This is a genomic window from Rhizobium sp. ZK1 (assembly GCF_047782645.1).
GTDB lineage: Bacteria > Pseudomonadota > Alphaproteobacteria > Rhizobiales > Rhizobiaceae > Rhizobium.
Map to the genome: position 1 here is coordinate 748,224 of NZ_CP180586.1, position 16,794 is coordinate 765,017.

At 61.3% G+C, this 16,794-nt stretch carries 20 protein-coding genes; 15 read left to right on the plus strand and 5 right to left on the minus strand.

Translation table 11 applies throughout. The features are described from left to right. Positions 1 to 66 precede the first annotated feature (66 nt). Together ACK9YZ_RS03835 and ACK9YZ_RS03840 are read left to right on the plus strand one after the other, a co-directional pair. Complete coding sequence (locus ACK9YZ_RS03835; RefSeq protein ID WP_216757402.1) at positions 67 to 576, plus strand: GNAT family N-acetyltransferase; 510 nt, start codon at positions 67 to 69, stop codon at positions 574 to 576. A gap of 104 nt (positions 577 to 680) precedes the next feature. Beyond that, entirely contained in the window at positions 681 to 1,379 is a 699-nt protein-coding gene (locus ACK9YZ_RS03840; RefSeq protein ID WP_216757403.1) for a pentapeptide repeat-containing protein, read from the plus strand. Positions 1,380 to 1,413: 34 nt separating this feature from the next. Here the strand turns inward: ACK9YZ_RS03840 and ACK9YZ_RS03845 are convergent, their stop codons facing one another. Together ACK9YZ_RS03845 and ACK9YZ_RS03850 are read right to left on the minus strand one after the other, a co-directional pair. Continuing rightward, entirely contained in the window at positions 1,414 to 2,160 is a 747-nt protein-coding gene (locus tag ACK9YZ_RS03845) for a class I SAM-dependent methyltransferase (RefSeq protein ID WP_416065736.1), read from the minus strand. Next, positions 2,157 to 2,696: a GNAT family N-acetyltransferase gene (locus ACK9YZ_RS03850; protein WP_416065737.1), complete on the minus strand. Its 540-nt coding sequence runs from the start codon at positions 2,694 to 2,696 to the stop codon at positions 2,157 to 2,159. The genes ACK9YZ_RS03845 and ACK9YZ_RS03850 overlap by 4 nt, the downstream gene beginning before the upstream one ends. Positions 2,697 to 2,773: 77 nt before the next feature. Between ACK9YZ_RS03850 and ACK9YZ_RS03855 the strand changes: the two genes are divergently transcribed. Continuing rightward, positions 2,774 to 3,844, plus strand: a complete 1,071-nt coding sequence (locus ACK9YZ_RS03855; RefSeq protein ID WP_416065738.1) for an NAD(P)/FAD-dependent oxidoreductase — start codon at positions 2,774 to 2,776, stop codon at positions 3,842 to 3,844. 31 nt (positions 3,845 to 3,875) lie between these two features. Here the strand turns inward: ACK9YZ_RS03855 and msrB are convergent, their stop codons facing one another. Continuing rightward, the gene (gene msrB, locus ACK9YZ_RS03860; RefSeq protein ID WP_216757407.1) at positions 3,876 to 4,289 is read right to left on the minus strand and encodes a peptide-methionine (R)-S-oxide reductase MsrB; all 414 of its coding nucleotides are present in this window, start codon (positions 4,287 to 4,289) and stop codon (positions 3,876 to 3,878) included. Positions 4,290 to 4,605: 316 nt separating this feature from the next. Here msrB and ACK9YZ_RS03865 point away from each other — a divergent pair, with 316 nt between their 5' ends. From ACK9YZ_RS03865 to ACK9YZ_RS03910, 10 genes are all read left to right on the plus strand, one after another. Further along, the gene (locus tag ACK9YZ_RS03865; RefSeq protein WP_416065739.1) at positions 4,606 to 4,809 is read left to right on the plus strand and encodes a hypothetical protein; all 204 of its coding nucleotides are present in this window, start codon (positions 4,606 to 4,608) and stop codon (positions 4,807 to 4,809) included. A 131-nt stretch (positions 4,810 to 4,940) separates the two neighbouring features. After that, a complete protein-coding gene (locus ACK9YZ_RS03870) occupies positions 4,941 to 7,301 on the plus strand; it encodes a putative monovalent cation/H+ antiporter subunit A (RefSeq protein WP_416065740.1) in 2,361 nt (786 codons plus the stop codon). A 265-nt stretch (positions 7,302 to 7,566) separates the two neighbouring features. Continuing rightward, on the plus strand, positions 7,567 to 7,986 hold the full coding sequence (locus tag ACK9YZ_RS03875; RefSeq protein ID WP_216757410.1) for a Na+/H+ antiporter subunit B: 420 nt from the start codon (positions 7,567 to 7,569) through the stop codon (positions 7,984 to 7,986). Next, positions 7,986 to 8,363, plus strand: coding sequence for a Na+/H+ antiporter subunit C (locus ACK9YZ_RS03880; protein WP_216757411.1), 378 nt, complete (start codon positions 7,986 to 7,988; stop codon positions 8,361 to 8,363). Before ACK9YZ_RS03875 ends, ACK9YZ_RS03880 begins: the two co-directional genes overlap by 1 nt. 52 nt (positions 8,364 to 8,415) lie before the next feature. After that, a complete protein-coding gene (locus ACK9YZ_RS03885; RefSeq protein WP_416065741.1) occupies positions 8,416 to 9,963 on the plus strand; it encodes a Na+/H+ antiporter subunit D in 1,548 nt (515 codons plus the stop codon). Next, positions 9,960 to 10,439 carry a Na+/H+ antiporter subunit E gene (locus ACK9YZ_RS03890; protein ID WP_183735769.1) on the plus strand — a complete coding sequence of 160 codons (480 nt, stop codon included), beginning with the start codon at positions 9,960 to 9,962 and terminating at the stop codon, positions 10,437 to 10,439. The genes ACK9YZ_RS03885 and ACK9YZ_RS03890 overlap by 4 nt, the downstream gene beginning before the upstream one ends. Further along, complete coding sequence (locus ACK9YZ_RS03895) at positions 10,436 to 10,756, plus strand: cation:proton antiporter (protein ID WP_216757414.1); 321 nt, start codon at positions 10,436 to 10,438, stop codon at positions 10,754 to 10,756. The genes ACK9YZ_RS03890 and ACK9YZ_RS03895 overlap by 4 nt, the downstream gene beginning before the upstream one ends. Next, positions 10,756 to 11,088, plus strand: a complete 333-nt coding sequence (gene mnhG / locus ACK9YZ_RS03900) for a monovalent cation/H(+) antiporter subunit G (RefSeq protein ID WP_416066810.1) — start codon at positions 10,756 to 10,758, stop codon at positions 11,086 to 11,088. Before ACK9YZ_RS03895 ends, mnhG begins: the two co-directional genes overlap by 1 nt. A 438-nt stretch (positions 11,089 to 11,526) precedes the next feature. After that, a complete protein-coding gene (locus ACK9YZ_RS03905; protein ID WP_007821525.1) occupies positions 11,527 to 11,958 on the plus strand; it encodes a MucR family transcriptional regulator in 432 nt (143 codons plus the stop codon). A gap of 271 nt (positions 11,959 to 12,229) precedes the next feature. After that, the gene (locus ACK9YZ_RS03910) at positions 12,230 to 12,655 is read left to right on the plus strand and encodes a YciI family protein (protein WP_183802513.1); all 426 of its coding nucleotides are present in this window, start codon (positions 12,230 to 12,232) and stop codon (positions 12,653 to 12,655) included. 59 nt (positions 12,656 to 12,714) lie between these two features. Here the strand turns inward: ACK9YZ_RS03910 and ACK9YZ_RS03915 are convergent, their stop codons facing one another. Next, the gene (locus tag ACK9YZ_RS03915) at positions 12,715 to 13,137 is read right to left on the minus strand and encodes a SufE family protein (RefSeq protein WP_416065742.1); all 423 of its coding nucleotides are present in this window, start codon (positions 13,135 to 13,137) and stop codon (positions 12,715 to 12,717) included. Between the two features lie 210 nt (positions 13,138 to 13,347). Then, positions 13,348 to 13,872: a DUF5330 domain-containing protein gene (locus tag ACK9YZ_RS03920; protein WP_216758820.1), complete on the minus strand. Its 525-nt coding sequence runs from the start codon at positions 13,870 to 13,872 to the stop codon at positions 13,348 to 13,350. 422 nt (positions 13,873 to 14,294) lie between these two features. Here ACK9YZ_RS03920 and ACK9YZ_RS03925 point away from each other — a divergent pair, with 422 nt between their 5' ends. Both ACK9YZ_RS03925 and ACK9YZ_RS03930 read left to right on the plus strand, forming a co-directional pair. Next, entirely contained in the window at positions 14,295 to 15,860 is a 1,566-nt protein-coding gene (locus tag ACK9YZ_RS03925) for a sensor histidine kinase (RefSeq protein ID WP_416065743.1), read from the plus strand. Beyond that, positions 15,832 to 16,785, plus strand: a complete 954-nt coding sequence (locus tag ACK9YZ_RS03930; protein WP_416065744.1) for a peptidoglycan-binding protein — start codon at positions 15,832 to 15,834, stop codon at positions 16,783 to 16,785. The genes ACK9YZ_RS03925 and ACK9YZ_RS03930 overlap by 29 nt, the downstream gene beginning before the upstream one ends. Positions 16,786 to 16,794 lie beyond the last annotated feature (9 nt).

A 16,794-nucleotide genomic window follows, 5' to 3' on the forward strand; every position in this document is an offset into this window, starting at 1 on the left:
GTTTACATCGGCCCGCGCCCGGCGTATGCCCGAAAAATCAAGACTATTCCGAACCAGGCCTGCCAAATGACCGATACCGTTCTCATCCGGGACGCCACCGAAGCCGATCTTCCTGTTGTCAGGGATATCTACAATCACGCCGTCGAGCACACGACGGCGATCTGGAACGAAACGCTCGTCGATCTCGACAACCGCCTGGAATGGTTCAAGACCCGCAAGGGCAGGGGCTTTCCGGTCATCGTCGCCGAGACGGACGGCAAGGTCGCGGGTTATGCCTCCTATGGCGACTGGCGCGCCTTCGACGGCTACCGCCACACGGTCGAGCATTCCGTCTATGTCGACAAGGATTGCCGCGGTGCCGGCATCGGTGAAAAGCTGATGCGCGCGCTGATCGAGCGCGCGAGTGCTGCCAATGTCCACGTCATGATCGCCGGTATAGAGTCTGAAAATGCTGCCTCCATCAAGCTGCACGAGAAGCTCGGCTTTCGCATCGCCGGCACCTTTTCCGAGGTCGGCATCAAGTTCGGCCGCTGGCTCGATCTGACCTGCATGGAATTGCGCGTCCCGAAGGCCTGATGAGGCCTTCTCCAGATTGATTGCCGGCGAGGACTAACCATATTTTTATCGTAGTCTGCGCCTTGTAGGAATCTCTGGTGGCGCGACTCGCGGAGGAGAGGTTGATGTTTGGACGCTCGGTGCTCGGTCTTTCGGCTTTCCTGGCCATGGCGGCCTATTCGCTGCCGGCGGTGGCTGCCAGTTGCAGCAGTACGGCTTCGCCGGAGCTCGACTGGCAGGAGTGCAACAAGAAGAACCTGATGCTTCAGGGCAGCGACCTCCAGGGCGCCAATCTCGCCGGCACGGATTTCTCGCTGACCGATCTCGGCGGCGCCAACCTCAAATCCGCCAATGCGGAAAAAGCGACCCTCGTGCGTGCCTCGCTGGCCGGAGCAAGCGTTCAGGGCGCAAACTTCGGCAAGATCGAGGCCTATCGATCGACTTTTGCCGGGGCCATTGCCGATGGCGCAAGCTTTGCCGGCGCGGAATTGCAGCGGGCCGATTTCACTGGCGCGCAACTCACAAAGGCAAATTTCGAGAAGGCCGAGCTTGGCCGCGCCAATTTCGACAAGGCCGTTCTGACAGGTGTCAGCTTCGCGCTCGCCAATCTCTCACGCGCCGATCTGACGGGCGCGCGCTATGAAGGGCCGATCAGTTTCGACCGCGCCTTCATGTTTCTGACCCGCATCGAGGGGCTGGATCTGTCCGCCGCCACCGGCCTGCAGCAGGCGCAGATCGACCTTGCCTGCGGCGATTCCTCCACCAAACTGCCTTCGGGGCTTTCCATCCCTTCCAGTTGGCCCTGCCCGCAGGAGCAGAATTGAACTCCGGAGTTGCTTGAAAACAGAGCCTTTCCTGTCAGGCAAGTCGCCCGACCGGAATGATTTCGTGCGACTGCGCATGGAAGGGGTTGCCTTCCCAATCGCCGTACCACGCATCGACAGTTAGTCCGGCATCGCGCATCAAACCCGAGAGCTTGTCGCGCGGAGTATAGAGGATTTTCGAGCGGCCGGCGAAACGTTCGCCCGTTGCAAGAACGCGGTAGCCGTTCTCGTAGGAAAGAACGCCGGTCGCCTCGTCGTAATGCGACTTGCCCGAGGCCTCGATCACACCAAGCTCCTGATGTTCGAGCTGACGCACGCTGCTGTGGCGTACATTGCGCTCCCTCTGGAAACCGGGATTTCGCGTATCGAACACGAACCGGCCGGCAGGGTTGAGATGCACGGCGATTGTCGCAAGGGCGGCACGCTGGTCTTCTTCCGTCAGGAAGACCTGGAAGGCATGACCCGTCAGCACGATGAGATCGTATCTCTTCCCGAGGCGGACGGTGCGGGCGTCACCCGCGACCCATTCCACTCTATCGCCACCCGGCCGCGCCCTGCCGATATCGAGCATCGCCACAGCCGGATCGACGCCGGCGACGATGCGCGTTGCAGCAAGCGCGGCCGTCAGCTCGCCGGTGCCGCAGCCGAGGTCGAGCGCGGACTGCGCGCCTTCCGCCAGCCTCATGCAGAAATCGAAATCCGGCCCCCAGCGATTGGCGGTATCGTAGAACTGCGCCAGTGAAGGGTCGCGGTAGAGGGGATCGTCGGAAATCTTGCTCATGCATCTGGCTTTCTGTCACTGATATAGAGATAGCGCTCCACCGTCTCGCCTGCCGCGTTCTGCTTGCTGAAGACCTCCCGTCGCTGGTGCACCCGCCCGGCGACCTTTTGCGAAGGAAGATTTTCAAGGCTGACGATACTGACGAGGCGCGACAGGCCCATGACCGAAAAGGCATGGTCGCGACAGGCAGTCGCGGCCTCGGTGGCATAACCCTTGCCCCAATAATCCCGCCAGAGATGGTAGCCGAGTTCCGGCTCCATGCCGCGAGATGTGTCCTGCAGCGTAATCCCGCAGTCGCCGAGCATGTCACCGCTCTCACGGTCGATCAGCGCCCAGAGGCCGAAGCCGTTCTTCTCGTAGCTTCCGAAGGCGAGCCTGTCGAAGAAATCGCGTGTTGCAGCAGCGTCCTTCGTGGAGGGATAGTACCGCATGCACAGCGGATCGGCGAAGATGCGTTCGAGCATCGGCATGTCCGCAACGGTGATTTCCCGCAACACCAGCCGCTCGCTGCGCAGGATTTCCCGCACGTTGGTCATCGTTTTCATCCTTCTGTCATGCGGCACGCCTAAGCCGCGCGCACCTCTGCAATCCGCTTTATACGAGGAGTTCCGCTATGGCATCTGCAAAGACACGCGTCATCATCGTCGGAGCCGGCATTGTCGGGGCCTCGCTCGCTTTGCATTTCGCCGGGCGCGGAGCCGGCGTTCATATGGTGGAAGAGGGTCCGAAAGCGGGCAGTGGCGTGACGGCGCGCGCTTTCGGCTGGGTGAACATCATCAACGTCATGCCGGAAGCTGCAAATTACAGCCTCGTGCAGGAAGCGCTCGCCGAATATGCCCGTTTGCAAGCCGACCTGCCGGAGGCTTTTGCCGCTGCGCGTCCCGGTTCGCTCTTCTGGCTCCAAAGCGCCGCCGAGACGGAGGCCTTCGCTGCCGCCCATCGCGCCGCAGGCACGGATGTCGAACTGGTCGATGCCGCGACGATTGCCGCATGCGAGCCAAATCTGCGCCAGCCTCCGCCCCGCGCCATCTTCTCGGCTCGTGATCTCGCACTCGATCCTGCAGGGCTGGCGGGCGACTTGATCGACGCTTCCGGTGCGACTGCCACGTTCGGTCGCAGGGTCGAAAGCCTCATCCTTTCGGGTGACAGAGTATCCGGTGTCCGCTTCGTCGATGGCGGCATGGTCGAAGCCGATCTCGTGGTCCTGACGGCCGGAACCGCCGTTGACAGGCTGGCAGAAAGCGCCGGCTTCCATACCGGCGTCGAAGCCTCGCCTTCGATCATCCTGCGTTACAGCTGCCCCCAGCCCGTCGTGAACCGCATCCTGCGCGGCCCTGGCCTGGAGATCCGCCAGTCGGCGGACAACATGCTGCATGTCGCCAAGGGCTATATCGACGATACCGCGGAGAATGCGCCGGAGAGGGTGGGCGAACGCATCCTGAAAGTGATGCACGAGCGCCTGACGCTGCCGGAAGGCGTGACGCTCGTCGAAGCCGCCGCCGGTTATCGGCCCTTCTTTTCCGACGGAATGCCGCGGCTCGGCTTCCTGCCGGGGATCGAAGGCGCCTACGTTGCTGTCGGCCATCCCGGCGTCATCCTCGCGCCATTGCTGGGGCGTCTCGCTGCCGAGCACGTGCTGGAGCGGCAGCGGTCACCGCTCATCCCCGCTGCTGGCCTGATATGAAAAAAGCGGACCCGGTGAGGTCCGCTTTCCTTTACTTGCCGGGCTCGAAAATCATCGCATGCCCGTTGATACAGTAGCGCAGGCCGGTCGGCGGCGGCCCGTCCGGGAAGACGTGGCCGAGATGGGCTTCGCAGGTGCCGCAGCGGATTTCCGTGCGCACCATGCCATAGGTGCTGTCGCGGTGTTCGGTCACGGCGTCAGGCGAAACCGGTTCGAAATAGCTCGGCCAGCCGCATCCGGCATCGAACTTGGTATCGGAGCGGAAGAGCGGCGCATTGCAGCTGACGCAGCGATAGAGACCGGTCTCGAAGGAATCCCAATAGGGACCGGTAAAGGCGCGTTCGGTGCCGTGCTGACGGGTGATGCGGTACTGCTCGGGGGTCAGCAGTTCCTTCCATTCGGCATCGGTTTTGTGAACTTTTGGGCTAGTGGTCGTTTCGGCCATGGAGTGCTCCTTTCGCCGGGGGCAATCTCTTTTCGTGCGCAAATGTGGGGGGCGGAGCACGAATGATCAAGTCCGGGATCCGGTCTGGGATCAAAACCTGCCGTCTCATCGTCCTGTTCGTCGCCTACTGCATAATTCCTTAAATCGGAATCGATTTAAGGAGAAAATTATGCAGCAGTTTAAGGTGCTACAGCGTCCTTTGCGCGTCCGAAAAGACGCGCGGCGCTGTAGTCAATTTGGGGGAAGACGACGAATCACCCGTGCTTTATTTTTAGTGTGCCACTAAGCTTAATAGTGCGCTTTTCGGGGACATCAGGTGTTTCATTCTTTGATTCTGGTTCTATACGGCGCAATCGCCGCGATCGCCTTGGGCGTGACCCTGCTGGAAGGCTGGGTCAACCATGATCGCTGGACCATACACCGCATGGCAGGGCTGATCGCCTGCCTTTTCTGGCCCTTGCCGCTTGCATTCTTCATCCTGCATGGTTCCGTTTCCCGTCTCGCCACACGCCTTTCCTGAACGTCAAGCCTGTGAAAATAGCCTTCGGCATCCACTGCGGGTGGCCGAAATTGCTTGAGGCCGTCAGCCGATTCACCTAAGCCTTGGAAAAGGTTATTTGCCGGCGTTCATCCGTACCGCGTGGAGGGGACATGGCCGATGTTACGGCTCTGACATTTCTGGCCCTGTGTCTGCCGCTGATCGGTGCTCTCGCTGCCCCCTTCGTCATCCGCGTTTTAGGCGCAGGCGGCGCCTGGATGCTTGCCGTCGCCCCTTTGCTCGCCTTCCTGCATTTCCTGCGTCTGGTGCCGCGGATCGCTCACGGCGAAATCATAACCGGCGGTTATGACTGGGTACCGGGATTGGGCGTCCGCTTTTCCTGGTTCCTGGACGGCTTGTCGCTCACCTTTGCCCTGCTCATTACCGGCATCGGCACGCTCATCGTGCTCTATGCCGGCGGATACTTGAGGGGTCATCCGGATCAGGGCCGGTTCTTCTCTTTCATCTTCCTTTTCATGGGCGCGATGCTCGGCGTCGTGGTCTCCGACAGCTTCCTGATGTTCTTCATCTTCTGGGAGCTCACCTCCATCACCTCCTTCCTGCTCATCGGCTTCGATCACGAGCGCGAGGCCGCACGGCGTGCAGCTCTGCAGGCGCTCGTCGTCACCGGAGGCGGAGGATTGATACTGCTCGCCGGCCTGCTCCTGCTCTGGGGCCTGACCGGTGTCGCGCAGCTGTCCGAGCTCATGCAATCCGGCGATGTCGTTAGGGGCAGCCCTCTCTATTTCGCGACATTGCTGTTGGTGCTTGGCGGCGCCTTCACCAAATCGGCGCAGTTTCCTTTTCATTTCTGGCTGCCGAATGCCATGGAGGCGCCGACGCCGGTTTCCGCCTACCTGCATTCCGCCACCATGGTGAAGGCCGGCGTCTATCTGCTGATGCGGCTGAACCCGGTCATGGGCGCGACGCCAGCATGGGAGGTCCTGCTGTCCGTCTTCGGCGGCCTGACGCTCGTCACCGGCTCGGTGCTTGCCATCCGTCAGACGGATCTGAAGCTGAAGCTCGCCTATACGACCGTCTCTTCCCTCGGCCTGCTGGTGCTGCTCACCGGTTTCGGGTCTGACTATTCCATCAAGGCAGCAGTGCTCTATCTGGTGGCGCATTCGCTCTTCAAGGGCGCGCTTTTCATGGTCGCCGGCATCATCGACCATGAGACCGGCACGCGCAACATCACGCGGCTTCGGGGCCTGCGAAAGGCCATGCCGCTGACCTTTGCGATCGCGATGGCCGCCGCCCTGTCCATGGCCGGCTTGCCGCCCTTTTTCGGCTTCCTCGCCAAGGAGGAAATCTATACGGCACTGGCTGCCGGCGATCCCTATTCCATCCTGTTCACGGCCATCGCGGTTTTCGGCAATGCACTGATGTTTGCGATCGCCTTTGCCGTGGCGCTGAGGCCCTTTACCGGCCGGCCGGTGGAAACGCCGAAACATCCGCACGAGGCGCCGGTCCTGCTCTGGCTCGGCCCGGCAGTCCTCGCGCTCGCAGGACTGCTTGCTGCACTCTTTTCCGGCTTCACGCATGGCGCGATATCCTCGCCCATGGCCTCTGCCGTTGCCGGCGAGGCAACCACCATCATTTCTATCACGCTCGCGCCGCATGTCGGCGTGCCGCTGGCCCTGTCCGTGCTGACGGTGGTGCTCGGCATCGCCGTCTACTGGCAGCTCGACCGCGCTCGTACACTTGTGGCGTTTCTTCTGCATTCCGTCCGGGGTCCGGACCGCGGCTTCGACCATGTCATCGCCGGGTTGGTCCGTTTTGCCCATCGCGTCATCGGCATCGTTCAGCCGGGGCGACTGGATATCTATGTCGCCTCCACCTTCGTCTGCGTCGCGGCGATCCTCCTCGTGCCGCTTATCCTCCATGGCGAATTGCCGCTGGCCTTTGCCTGGCCCGCCGGCCTGCGCCCGCATGAGGCAGGCATCATGCTCATCGCGGTGCTCGGCCTTCTTGCCGTCCTGATCGCCCGAGACCGGCTGACGGCGATCGTCTCGCTCGGCATTCAGGGCTTTGCGGTTGCGCTGATCTTTCTGCTTTTCGGCGCGCCGGACCTCGCCTTCACCCAGTTCATGGTCGAAACGCTCGCGGTCGTCATCCTCGCCCTCGTCATGACCCGGCTGCGCCTGTCGCCGACCGATCCGCGCCAGGGCGCCCGCCGTCTCTTCGATATCGCCCTTTCGCTCGCCTGCGGCCTCGGCCTGGCGCTGTTGTTGATGCGCGCCACGGAAGCACCGTTCAACACGGCACTCAGCGATTTCTTCAACGCCCATTCGAAGCTGATCGCCCACGGCGCCAATGTCGTGAACGTCATCATCGTCGATTTCCGCGGCACGGATACGCTCGGCGAAATCGCCGTCGTCGCGGTGACGGGATTGGCGATCCTTGCGCTCATCCGCATCCGCGGCAATGCAGAGCGCCGGCTGGCGACGAACGATCCGGATGCGGAGGAGGCATGAGAAGGGTCTCTTTGGAATCTGTTTCCGTCCTCGCAGCGAATGCAGTGTTCGAGGTATCGCGCGACGTTACCGTTTCCCCTCATTCCTGTGCTTGTCACAGGAATCCAGCCTGCCCAAGTCCTTGGGCAGGAGAGACTCTTTGGTTTGCTGCAAATGAGACATTCACGACGCAGACGCGTCGTGGCTGGATTCCTGTGACAAGCACAGGAATGAGGGAGGTTGGTAGTCGTCCCCGGCTTTCTCAGCCTCTTCGCGGAGGCGCCCCATGAATACCCTCATCTTCCGCACGGTCGCACCCTTCATCACTGCGCTGATGTTGCTCTTCTCCGTCTTCATCCTGCTGCGTGGCCACAACGAGCCGGGCGGCGGTTTCATCGGCGGGCTGATTGCTGCTTCTGCGCTCGCGATTTACGGCATTGCATTCGGTGTACAGGCGGTACGCCGGGCGATCCGCTTTCATCCGCTGGCGATTGCCGGCTTCGGCCTGCTGCTCTCCTGCTGCGCCGGCATGCTCTCCATTTTCTTTGCCGTGCCCTTCATGACCGGCCTCTGGGTCTACCCCACCATCTTCGGCGTGGAAGTGCCGCTCTCCAGCGTCATGCTCTTTGATCTCGGCGTCTATTTCGTCGTGCTCGGGGCCGTCGCCTCGATTGCACTGGCGCTGGAGGAAAGGGAGGTGGAGTGATGGAGGCGCTCTTTGCCATCCTCGTCGGCCTGTTTTTTTCGGCCGCCGTCTATCTGATGCTGTCGCGCTTCTCGATCCGCATCATGCTCGGCATCGCCATTCTCGGCAATGCCGTGAATCTCCTGATCTTCACGGCAGGAAGGCTGACCCGCGAGGTCCCGCCGATCATTCCCGCTGGCGTCGATATGCTGCCGTCGGGTGCCGCCAATCCGCTGCCGCAGGCATTGATCCTGACCGCCATCGTCATCTCGTTTTCTTTCCTCGCTTTCCTGCTGGTGCTGACCTATCGCGCCTATCAGGAGCTCGGCACTGACGATACGACCCGCATGCATGATGCCGAACCTGAAGATCGGCCGTTGCCGCCGTTGGGGTATTGAGGATGGCTGTGCGGATGCTCACCCTGACGACCCTTACGGGAGGCACCCCCTGATGGCCGCCCCTGTCACCGACCTCTCGGCCGCCATGGTCACCACTCCGATCCCGCCGATCCATTGGCTGGCGATCCTGCCGGTCGCGCTATGCATCAGCCTCGGCGCGCTGCTCTTGATGCTGCGCAGGTTTTCCCGCCTGCAGGCATGGATTGCCATTGCCGGCCTCGTTGTCCTGCTGCTTCTCGATGCCGCTCTGCTGCGGCAGGTCGCCCAGAATGGTCCGCTCACCATGGTGATGGGTCGCTGGCTGCCGCCCTTCGGCATTGCATTCACCGTGGATGTCTTCGGCGCGCTGATGGCACTTGCCGCAGCCGTCGCCGCCCTTGCCGCCGGCATCTATGCCTTGTCGGACACCACCGAAAGCGGCCGGCAGTACGGTTTCTTCCCGCTGTTGATGCTGCTGATATCAGGCGTCACCGGCGCCTTCCTGACCGGCGACATCTTCAACCTCTATGTCTGGTTCGAGGTGCTGCTGATCTCCTCATTCGGCCTGCTGATCCTCGGTTCCGAACGGGCGCAGATCGATGGGGCGCTGAAATATGCCGTGCTGAACCTCATCGCCACGACGCTGTTCCTGATTGCGGTCGGCGTCCTCTATGCGAGCTTCGGCACGCTCAACATGGCCGATATCGCCGAGCGGGCGGCGGGACTCAGTGGCACTGCGCCGCTGATGACGCTTGCCTGCCTCTTCTTCCTCGCCTTCGCCATGAAGGCCGCGGCCTTTCCGGTGAATTTCTGGCTGCCGGCCTCCTATCACACGCCGCGCATCGCCGTTTCCGCACTCTTTGCCGGCCTGCTGACCAAGGTCGGCGTCTATGCGCTGCTGCGCGTCCTCGTCATGCTGCTGCCCACTGAGCGAGACGAACTCAGCCTGCTGATCGCCATCGTCGGTGCCCTGACCATCCTCGTCGGCGCATTGGGGGCGCTTGCCGAAACCGACCTGCGCCGGCTGCTCGGCTATATGGTGATCTCGGGCATCGGCAATATGCTGGTCGGTATTGCTCTCGGTACTGCCGATGGCCTCGGCGGCGCGGTCTTCTATGCGTTGCATTCGGTCGTGCTGATGACGGCGCTCTATCTACTGGCGGGCGAAGCGGGCAGGCGGGGCGGTTCCTTCTCGATTGCCGCGCTGGGGGGGCTCTATCGCCAGAGCGGCTGGTTCGCGGCGATTTCGCTCATGCTGTTCTTCGCCGCCTGCGGCCTGCCGCCCTTTTCCGGTTTCTGGCCGAAGGCGCTGCTGGTCAAGGCGTCGCTCGATCTCGGTGCCTGGTGGCTGGCAGGCGCCGTCCTGCTCGGCGGCTTCCTGCTCACCATCGCTTTCGGCCGCCTCTTCCTGTTTGCCTATTGGCGTCCGTCCCCGCTGCCACTCCCGCCGGTGCGGACCGGCTGGACGGTTGGCCTGCCGCTTGCGGCATTGACGATCCTCGTCATCGGCTTCGGCGTCCTGCCGGAGCAATTGCTGCAGTTCGCCCGGTCGGCGGCCGGCGGGCTTGCCGATCCCTCCGCCTATATCTTCTCCGTCTTTCCGGAAGGGGCCATGCGATGATCGTCCTGTTCCTGAGCTTGCCGCTCGCTATTGCCTGGGTCGCCGTGACAGGCAGCGCCTCGCCGCATAATTTTGTCTTCGGCCTAGCCTTGTCGCTGCTGTCGCTTTCCGTCGTGCGCGAGGCCTTTGCCGACCGCTCGCCGCCGCGCCGTATCCGTCCGCTGCACATCCTCCTGCTTGCCGGCCTTTTCCTGAAGGAGCTGGCGCTATCGGCCTGGCGGGTGGCGCTGACGGTGCTTTCGCCGCGCATGCAGCTTACTCCCGGCATTCTCGCATTCCCATTGACGGTGACGAGCGATTTCCAGATCACTCTGCTTGCCAACCTCATCACGCTCACGCCCGGCACACTCTCGGTCGATGTGTCAGGGGATCGGCGCACCCTCTATGTGCATGCGCTGGACTGTGCCGATCCGCTGGCGGTCAGACGCGATATTGCTGACGGATTCGAGCGCCGCATCATGGAGGCCTTCGGATGATAACGCCCGCCGCCATCGTTTCCGCCGCCGCCATCGCAGCGCTTGGCATCCTCTGCGTGGCGCTCTTCATAACGGTCTTGAGGGTCATTGCCGGCCCCAGCTTGCCGGATCGCATTCTTGCGCTCGACATGCTGACGGGCATCGCGATCGGCTTCATCGCCGTCGTCGCCGTGCGCACCGGCTTCTCGCTTTACATCGATATCGCCATTGCGCTCGGCCTCGTCGGCTTCCTGGCAACCGTCGCCTTTGCCCGTTTCGTGCTTTCGCGCGGAGATGTGGGAGAGGCCGGGCCTGAGACACGAAGGAGGAGCGAATGATAATGGACTATATGCTTGCTGTCATCACCGCTGTGCTGCTGCTGGCAGGCGCCTTCTTCGCGCTGGCGGCAGCGATCGGTATCGTGCGCTTGCCGGATCTCTACACGCGCATGCATGCTGCCTCCAAAGCCGGCACGGTCGGTTCCGGCTTATTGTTGCTCGGCGCCGGGCTTTACTCAGGCGAACTTGCCGTACTTGCCAGAGCGCTGGCCGGTTTCCTCTTTTTCATCCTGACGGCGCCTGTTTCTGCACACCTTCTTGCGAGAGCTTCGCATAAAACTGGGCATTTCCCAGCACGTATCTCAATACGTGACGATATGCGAATGCGCTGAGAGTGAGGGCTATTCAGAATTTTAAGCTAATTTACGCAAACTTATGCACTGGAAGCACGAGTAAAGCTTGCTGACCTACTGACCAATTCTTTGTGATGGATTTTTTTTCTAGGAAAATCGTAATTAATAATTGGCCTTTTCGGAAAACGATGCTATTTGAAAACTCAAGTAGAGTTCTGATTGTGAATTAGAATCGTACTGCTTCCAAGTCCATTAGCCTTGACTGCCAATGTCTAACTGGGTGACGGCCTGGAAGAATACGTAGTAGCTCACCTTCAGGCAGTATTGGCGCAGAGAACGGTCTTCGGAATCTAGGGGTGGATTTCCGGTTTTTCGAAACAAAGGCTGCAACCTGCTCTTTTGCTGTTTCGCTCTACGAAGAGGGTTCTTCGTCTTTTGGGAGAAGGACCGTTTGAGCATGCTAACAGGAGAAAGAATATGACGGATATGGCGACCGGCAATGCGCCGGAGCTGCTCGTGGAACTGACGGCCGATATCGTCGCGGCCTATGTCAGCAACCACGTTGTCCCGGTCAGCGACCTGGCCAATCTGATTTCCGACGTACACTCGGCATTGAGCAACACATCCGTACCGCAGCCGGTGGCAGCGGTCGTCGAAAAGCAGAAGCCCGCAGTCTCTGTCCGCAAGTCCGTACAGGACGAGCAGATTACGTGCCTGGAATGCGGCGGTAACTTCAAGTCCCTGAAGCGTCACCTGATGACGCATCATAATCTCGCGCCGGAAGAATATCGCGAGAAATGGGACCTGCCTGCCGATTACCCGATGGTAGCCCCGGCCTATGCCGAAGCGCGCTCGCGCCTCGCAAAGGAAATGGGCCTGGGACAGCGCCGCAAGCGCGGCCGGGGCTGAGGCCTCTCCCTCCGCTGGACGATACGAAGAGCCGGGCCTGGTGCCCGGCTTTTTTGTATTCGCGTTTCGAAGGTGGCGCTCGTCTTCGAATGACTTTCGGCCATTGTCATTTATCATCAAAAAAACACGACAAAAATGTCGGCCTGGCAACAGCCCATCCGTCTCTAGATCAATTCCAGCAAAAGTGCTTGAGCGTTTTGCGTTCGGAATTGCATGAAAAGATTGAGGAAAGGCGGGCGCTTATGCCGCCGCAATAAGAGGAGAAGAGACAATGCGCGTCATGGTTATCGTCAAGGCGACTGCGGATAGCGAAGCGGGCGTCATGCCCTCGACCGAGCTTCTGGCCGCCATGGGCAAATATAACGAGGATCTCGTCAATGCCGGCATCATGCTGGCAGGCGAGGGCCTGCATCCTTCCTCCAAGGGCAAACGCGTCGCCTTCGATGGTCCGAAGCGTCTGGTGATTGACGGCCCCTTCGCCGAGACCAAGGAATTGATCGCCGGTTACTGGCTGTGGCAGGTCAAGGACATGGATGAGGCGATCGAGTGGATCAAGCGTTGCCCCAATCCGATGCCCGGCCCGAGCGAGATCGAGATCCGTCAGGTCTTTGAAGCCGCCGATTTCGGCGAGGCGTTCACGCCAGAGCTTGTCGAACAGGAAGAGCGCCTGCGCGAAAAGATGGCCGACGGCAAATAATTCGATCGGAAACGTGAATATCAAGCGTCCGGAGGCTTTTCTTCGGACGCTTGATTGGCTCAGGCGGCAGCCCGCACGCGTGCTTCCTCGCGGATGCGGTTCACCATCGAGCGCAGTCCGTTGGAACGCTGCGAGGAGAGGTTTTCGGTGAGCCCGATCTTGGAGAAGATCTGGAAAGCATCGAGGGCGGCGATCTCCGACGCAGTTTTCCCGGAATACGTGGCGAGCACGATGGCGACGAGGCCGCGCACGATATGCGCATCGGAATCGCCTTCGAACGTCATGATGGGATTGTCCGGATTGCCTGATGTATGCGTCACCAGCCACACCTGGCTGGCGCAGCCCATCACCTTGTTCTCCGAGGTCTTCTTCTCCTCGGCCAGATCCGGCAGCGCCTTGCCGAGTTCGATGACATATCGGTAGCGGTCTTCCCAATCGTCCAGGAAGGAGAAGTCGTCGATGATCTGGTCGAGGGTTGCCATAAGTGTCAGGCCTTTCACTGTTACCTGATCATATAGGCGAAGCGACCGCAGAATTGAACCGTTAAAAAGAAACGCCGTGAGGGATGGGCATCCTCACGGCGCAGCATAGTGCTGAAATAAACAGGGCAGGCACGTCAGGCATGGGGCATCTCCGCGTCATGCGGACCACCGATGCAAGCTTGGGTGCGGGCGGATTGCCCGCGAAATTCGTCAGATGGTCGGCTTCGGCGTCGGCAGCGGGATCGTGCCGGCCGGAATGGTACCGGTCACGACCTGTTCAGCCGACGTGCCGTCTTCCACCGGCGGGCGGTAAGGCTGCGGCATGTGCGGCATCGGCTGGCTGAGCGCAGCCTGGGCTTCGCGTACGGTATTGGTGACGGCCTCCGGCAGGGAAGGAGCGGCGAGCGCCACAGACGCCGGGGGCACGGCCGACTTTGCGGAAGCCATGTTGGAATTATCGTCCTTGAACTGGCTGTCGAGCAGTTCGTAGGCGACACGAGCGCCTTCGCGAGCCCGGTAGCCGAGAGCCGTCAAGGTTTCGCCACCCTTGGTGCAGACCTCAGGCTTTTCGGCGCACATGCCGGTCAGATAGTCATAGGCGCCGCTTGCCGCCGTGAAAGCGTCGGAAAGCTGCAATTGTGTGTGGCCGGTATTGTCGGGGTTCTCCGAGCTGAAAACGGAAAGCACCACGAGCACAAGGCCAAACCAGAATGATCCTTTGATCAGAAACCACATTGTCTTGCCCATCCTGTTTTCCCGTCCGGTCTTGCTGCCGAATCGGGCCGGTTGTCCGGTGTGTTTTCACCCTACCGCCAAGTTGCGAATGCAGCTTTTCGAAACTCGTCGGCATTTGCGGCAAATTTGTCTCGAATTTTAATCATCGCAATTTTCGGGGCATTTCAGTCGAATTCTAATGATCGCCGTTAAGCATGGTGGCAACTACTGCCCGCAATTGTTGGGCTTTTGGCCCGCCGCTCTGCCACAAGAGTTAACGCGATGCTGAAATATAAAGAAAATCCGTCGCTTACCTGCTATTAACCACAAAATTCAAAGAGCCGTGCGGATGGCCCAAAACGGGACTTTTGGCGTTTTTGGACTGTGGAGGGCGACTTTGCCTTATCCTTTCCTTAAGCCGCGGGGGCCTATTGTCCGGGGCAATGAAAGGCCTTTCGGGCAGGTATTGCGTGCGAGTATTGAGTGACATTGGCGGCCGGGCGACAGCCCTCGTGGACCGGGCAGCGGAAGGCTGGCTCTCCCGGACGAGCGGCGGCGAAGCTGTGCGCCAGAGCGAGCTCGCCATTCTGCGCCGCCTCGTCTTCCTGTCCTCCGCAGCCCTTGTCGCTGCTCCTCTCGGTCTCTCGCTCGTCACCAGCCCTGCTGTCGCGCTTCCGGCCGGCGTCGCCACCGTCTGCGCGGCCTTCCTGTTTTCCGCCGTCGGCAGCATCGCGCTTTCCCGCCAGGCGATCCCCCAGAACGCAGCAGCAGCCAGCGCCGACGATCTCTTCCTTGAAATGAGCCCCGGCCTCGTGCTCTTCCTCGATCCACACGGCAGCGTGACGACAGCGGGCGGTCGCGACAGCCGCGATTATCTTGCCTGGATGCGCGACCCGAAAGGCAGGGGCTTTTTCGAACAGGTTCATGTCTCCGACCGCATCCTTTTCCTGCAGGCGCTGGATGCCCTGCGCCAGGGCGAGGAAAAGGTAACCGTCGATGTCAGGCTGGAGCGTCCCTCCGTCTCGCGCGATCACCGTCAGTTCGCTTATCTGCGCATGGATATGACCGCGCGGCGGGATATGGACGGTATGCTTTCGGCCGTCGTCGCCCAGTTGCATGATGTTTCGGTGGAGCAGCGGCTTCGCGCCGAGGCGCAGGCGCGTGTGGCCGATGCGGAATTGGCCAACGACGCCAAATCCCGCTTCCTTGCCGCCGTCAGCCATGAGTTGCGCACACCGTTGAACGCCATCCTCGGCTTCTCGGACATCCTGATCGGCGAATATTTCGGCAAGTTCGAAAACGACCGCCAGCGCGAATATGTCGGCCTGATTCGCGAATCCGGCGCGCATCTGCTTTCGGTCGTCAACACGATGCTGGACATGAGCAAGATCGAGGCGGGCCGTTACGAATTGCTGCTCGAACCTTTCGATATCGGCGCATCGATCCGCTCCTGTGAATCGATGCTGACGTTGCAGGCCAAGAGCAAGGGCGTCACTCTGACGAACCGCATTCAGCGGGGCATCGGCGAAGTGATGGCCGATCAGCGCGCACTGCAGCAGATCCTCATCAATCTCGTCGGCAACGCCGTGAAGTTCACCGAGGCCGGCGGCGTGGTCACCGTCGATGCGGCCATGCGCGACGGCATCCTCAAGCTGACGGTCAGCGATACCGGCATCGGCATCCCCGCCGACCGGCTGGCGACGCTTGGCCAACCTTTTGTCCAGATCCAGAATGATTATACCCGCCGATTCGAGGGCACGGGTCTTGGCCTCTCGCTGGTCAAAGGCCTTGTCGCCCTGCATGGCGGGCATTTCGCGATTGCCAGCCAGCCGGGCGAGGGTACCATCATCACCATCGAGATCGCGGCTGATGGTTCCGGCGCCTGCACTGGCGAGGATACCGGCCGGACGGGGGCGGTCGAATTTCCGCCGCGGCTGAAGGGTGCGGTGAATGCCGCAGAAGTGGAGGAGGGGCTCTTCGATGGCCGCGCGCAAGCGAAAATCGCCTAAGGGCAGGAAAGGGCGTCGGCAGCCCGGCCTTTTGATGACCGGTGCTGCGATGCTCGGCGGGGTCGGCCTGCAGGGTGCCACCGCATTGGGCGGTGTCGGTCTTCAAGGTTCTGCTGCACTCGGTGGCGTCATCGGCCGCAATCCCTCCGTTGCCGGCGGCACGATTGCCTTCGTCGTCATCTTCTCCTTCGTTGCCGCCAATGCGCTCTGGTATCAGCCGGGTGCGCATCCGCATCCGATCTTCCGCACCCGCGATCCGGGCGCGCCGAACATCATGGGTTTCCGCCCGCAGTCCGAGCTGCAGGGCGATGTCACCACGTTCCGCATCGAGCGGCCGGACGATGCCGCCGCGACGACCGAGACCACGCCACTGCCTGCAGTGCCCGGCCAGCAGCCGAACCAGCTCGTCATGGATATCCAGAAAGAGCTGATCCGCCGTGGCCTCTATAACGGCAATGCGGACGGCGTTATCGGCCCGCGCACCAGCGCTGCCATCCTCTTCTTCGAAGAAACCGTCGGCATGGCGCAGTCGGGCGATGCGACGCCGGACGTGCTCGCCGCTCTCAGGACCGATGCTGCCGGCCCCTCGACCATTCCCGCCGAAAAGCCTCGGGAGGACGTGACATCGAAGGCGACGGAGGAAGATCCGGTCGCAGCCGCCATCCGCAGCGCTGAAAAGACCGTCAAGACGGCTCCATCAGCGCCGAAACAGGTTCCCCTGTCAGGCATTTCAAACGTCGATCTGGTGCTGAAGATCCAGAAGGGCCTGACCAATATGGCCTACGCCAATGTCGGCGTCGACGGGGTTGCCGGCGAACAGACCCGCGCTGCCATCCGCCATTTCCAGAAGCACTACAATTTGCCTGAGAACGGCGAGCCGAGTGAAGCCGTGCTGAAGAAGCTCAAGGAAATCGGCGCGCTCTGACCGGCAGCC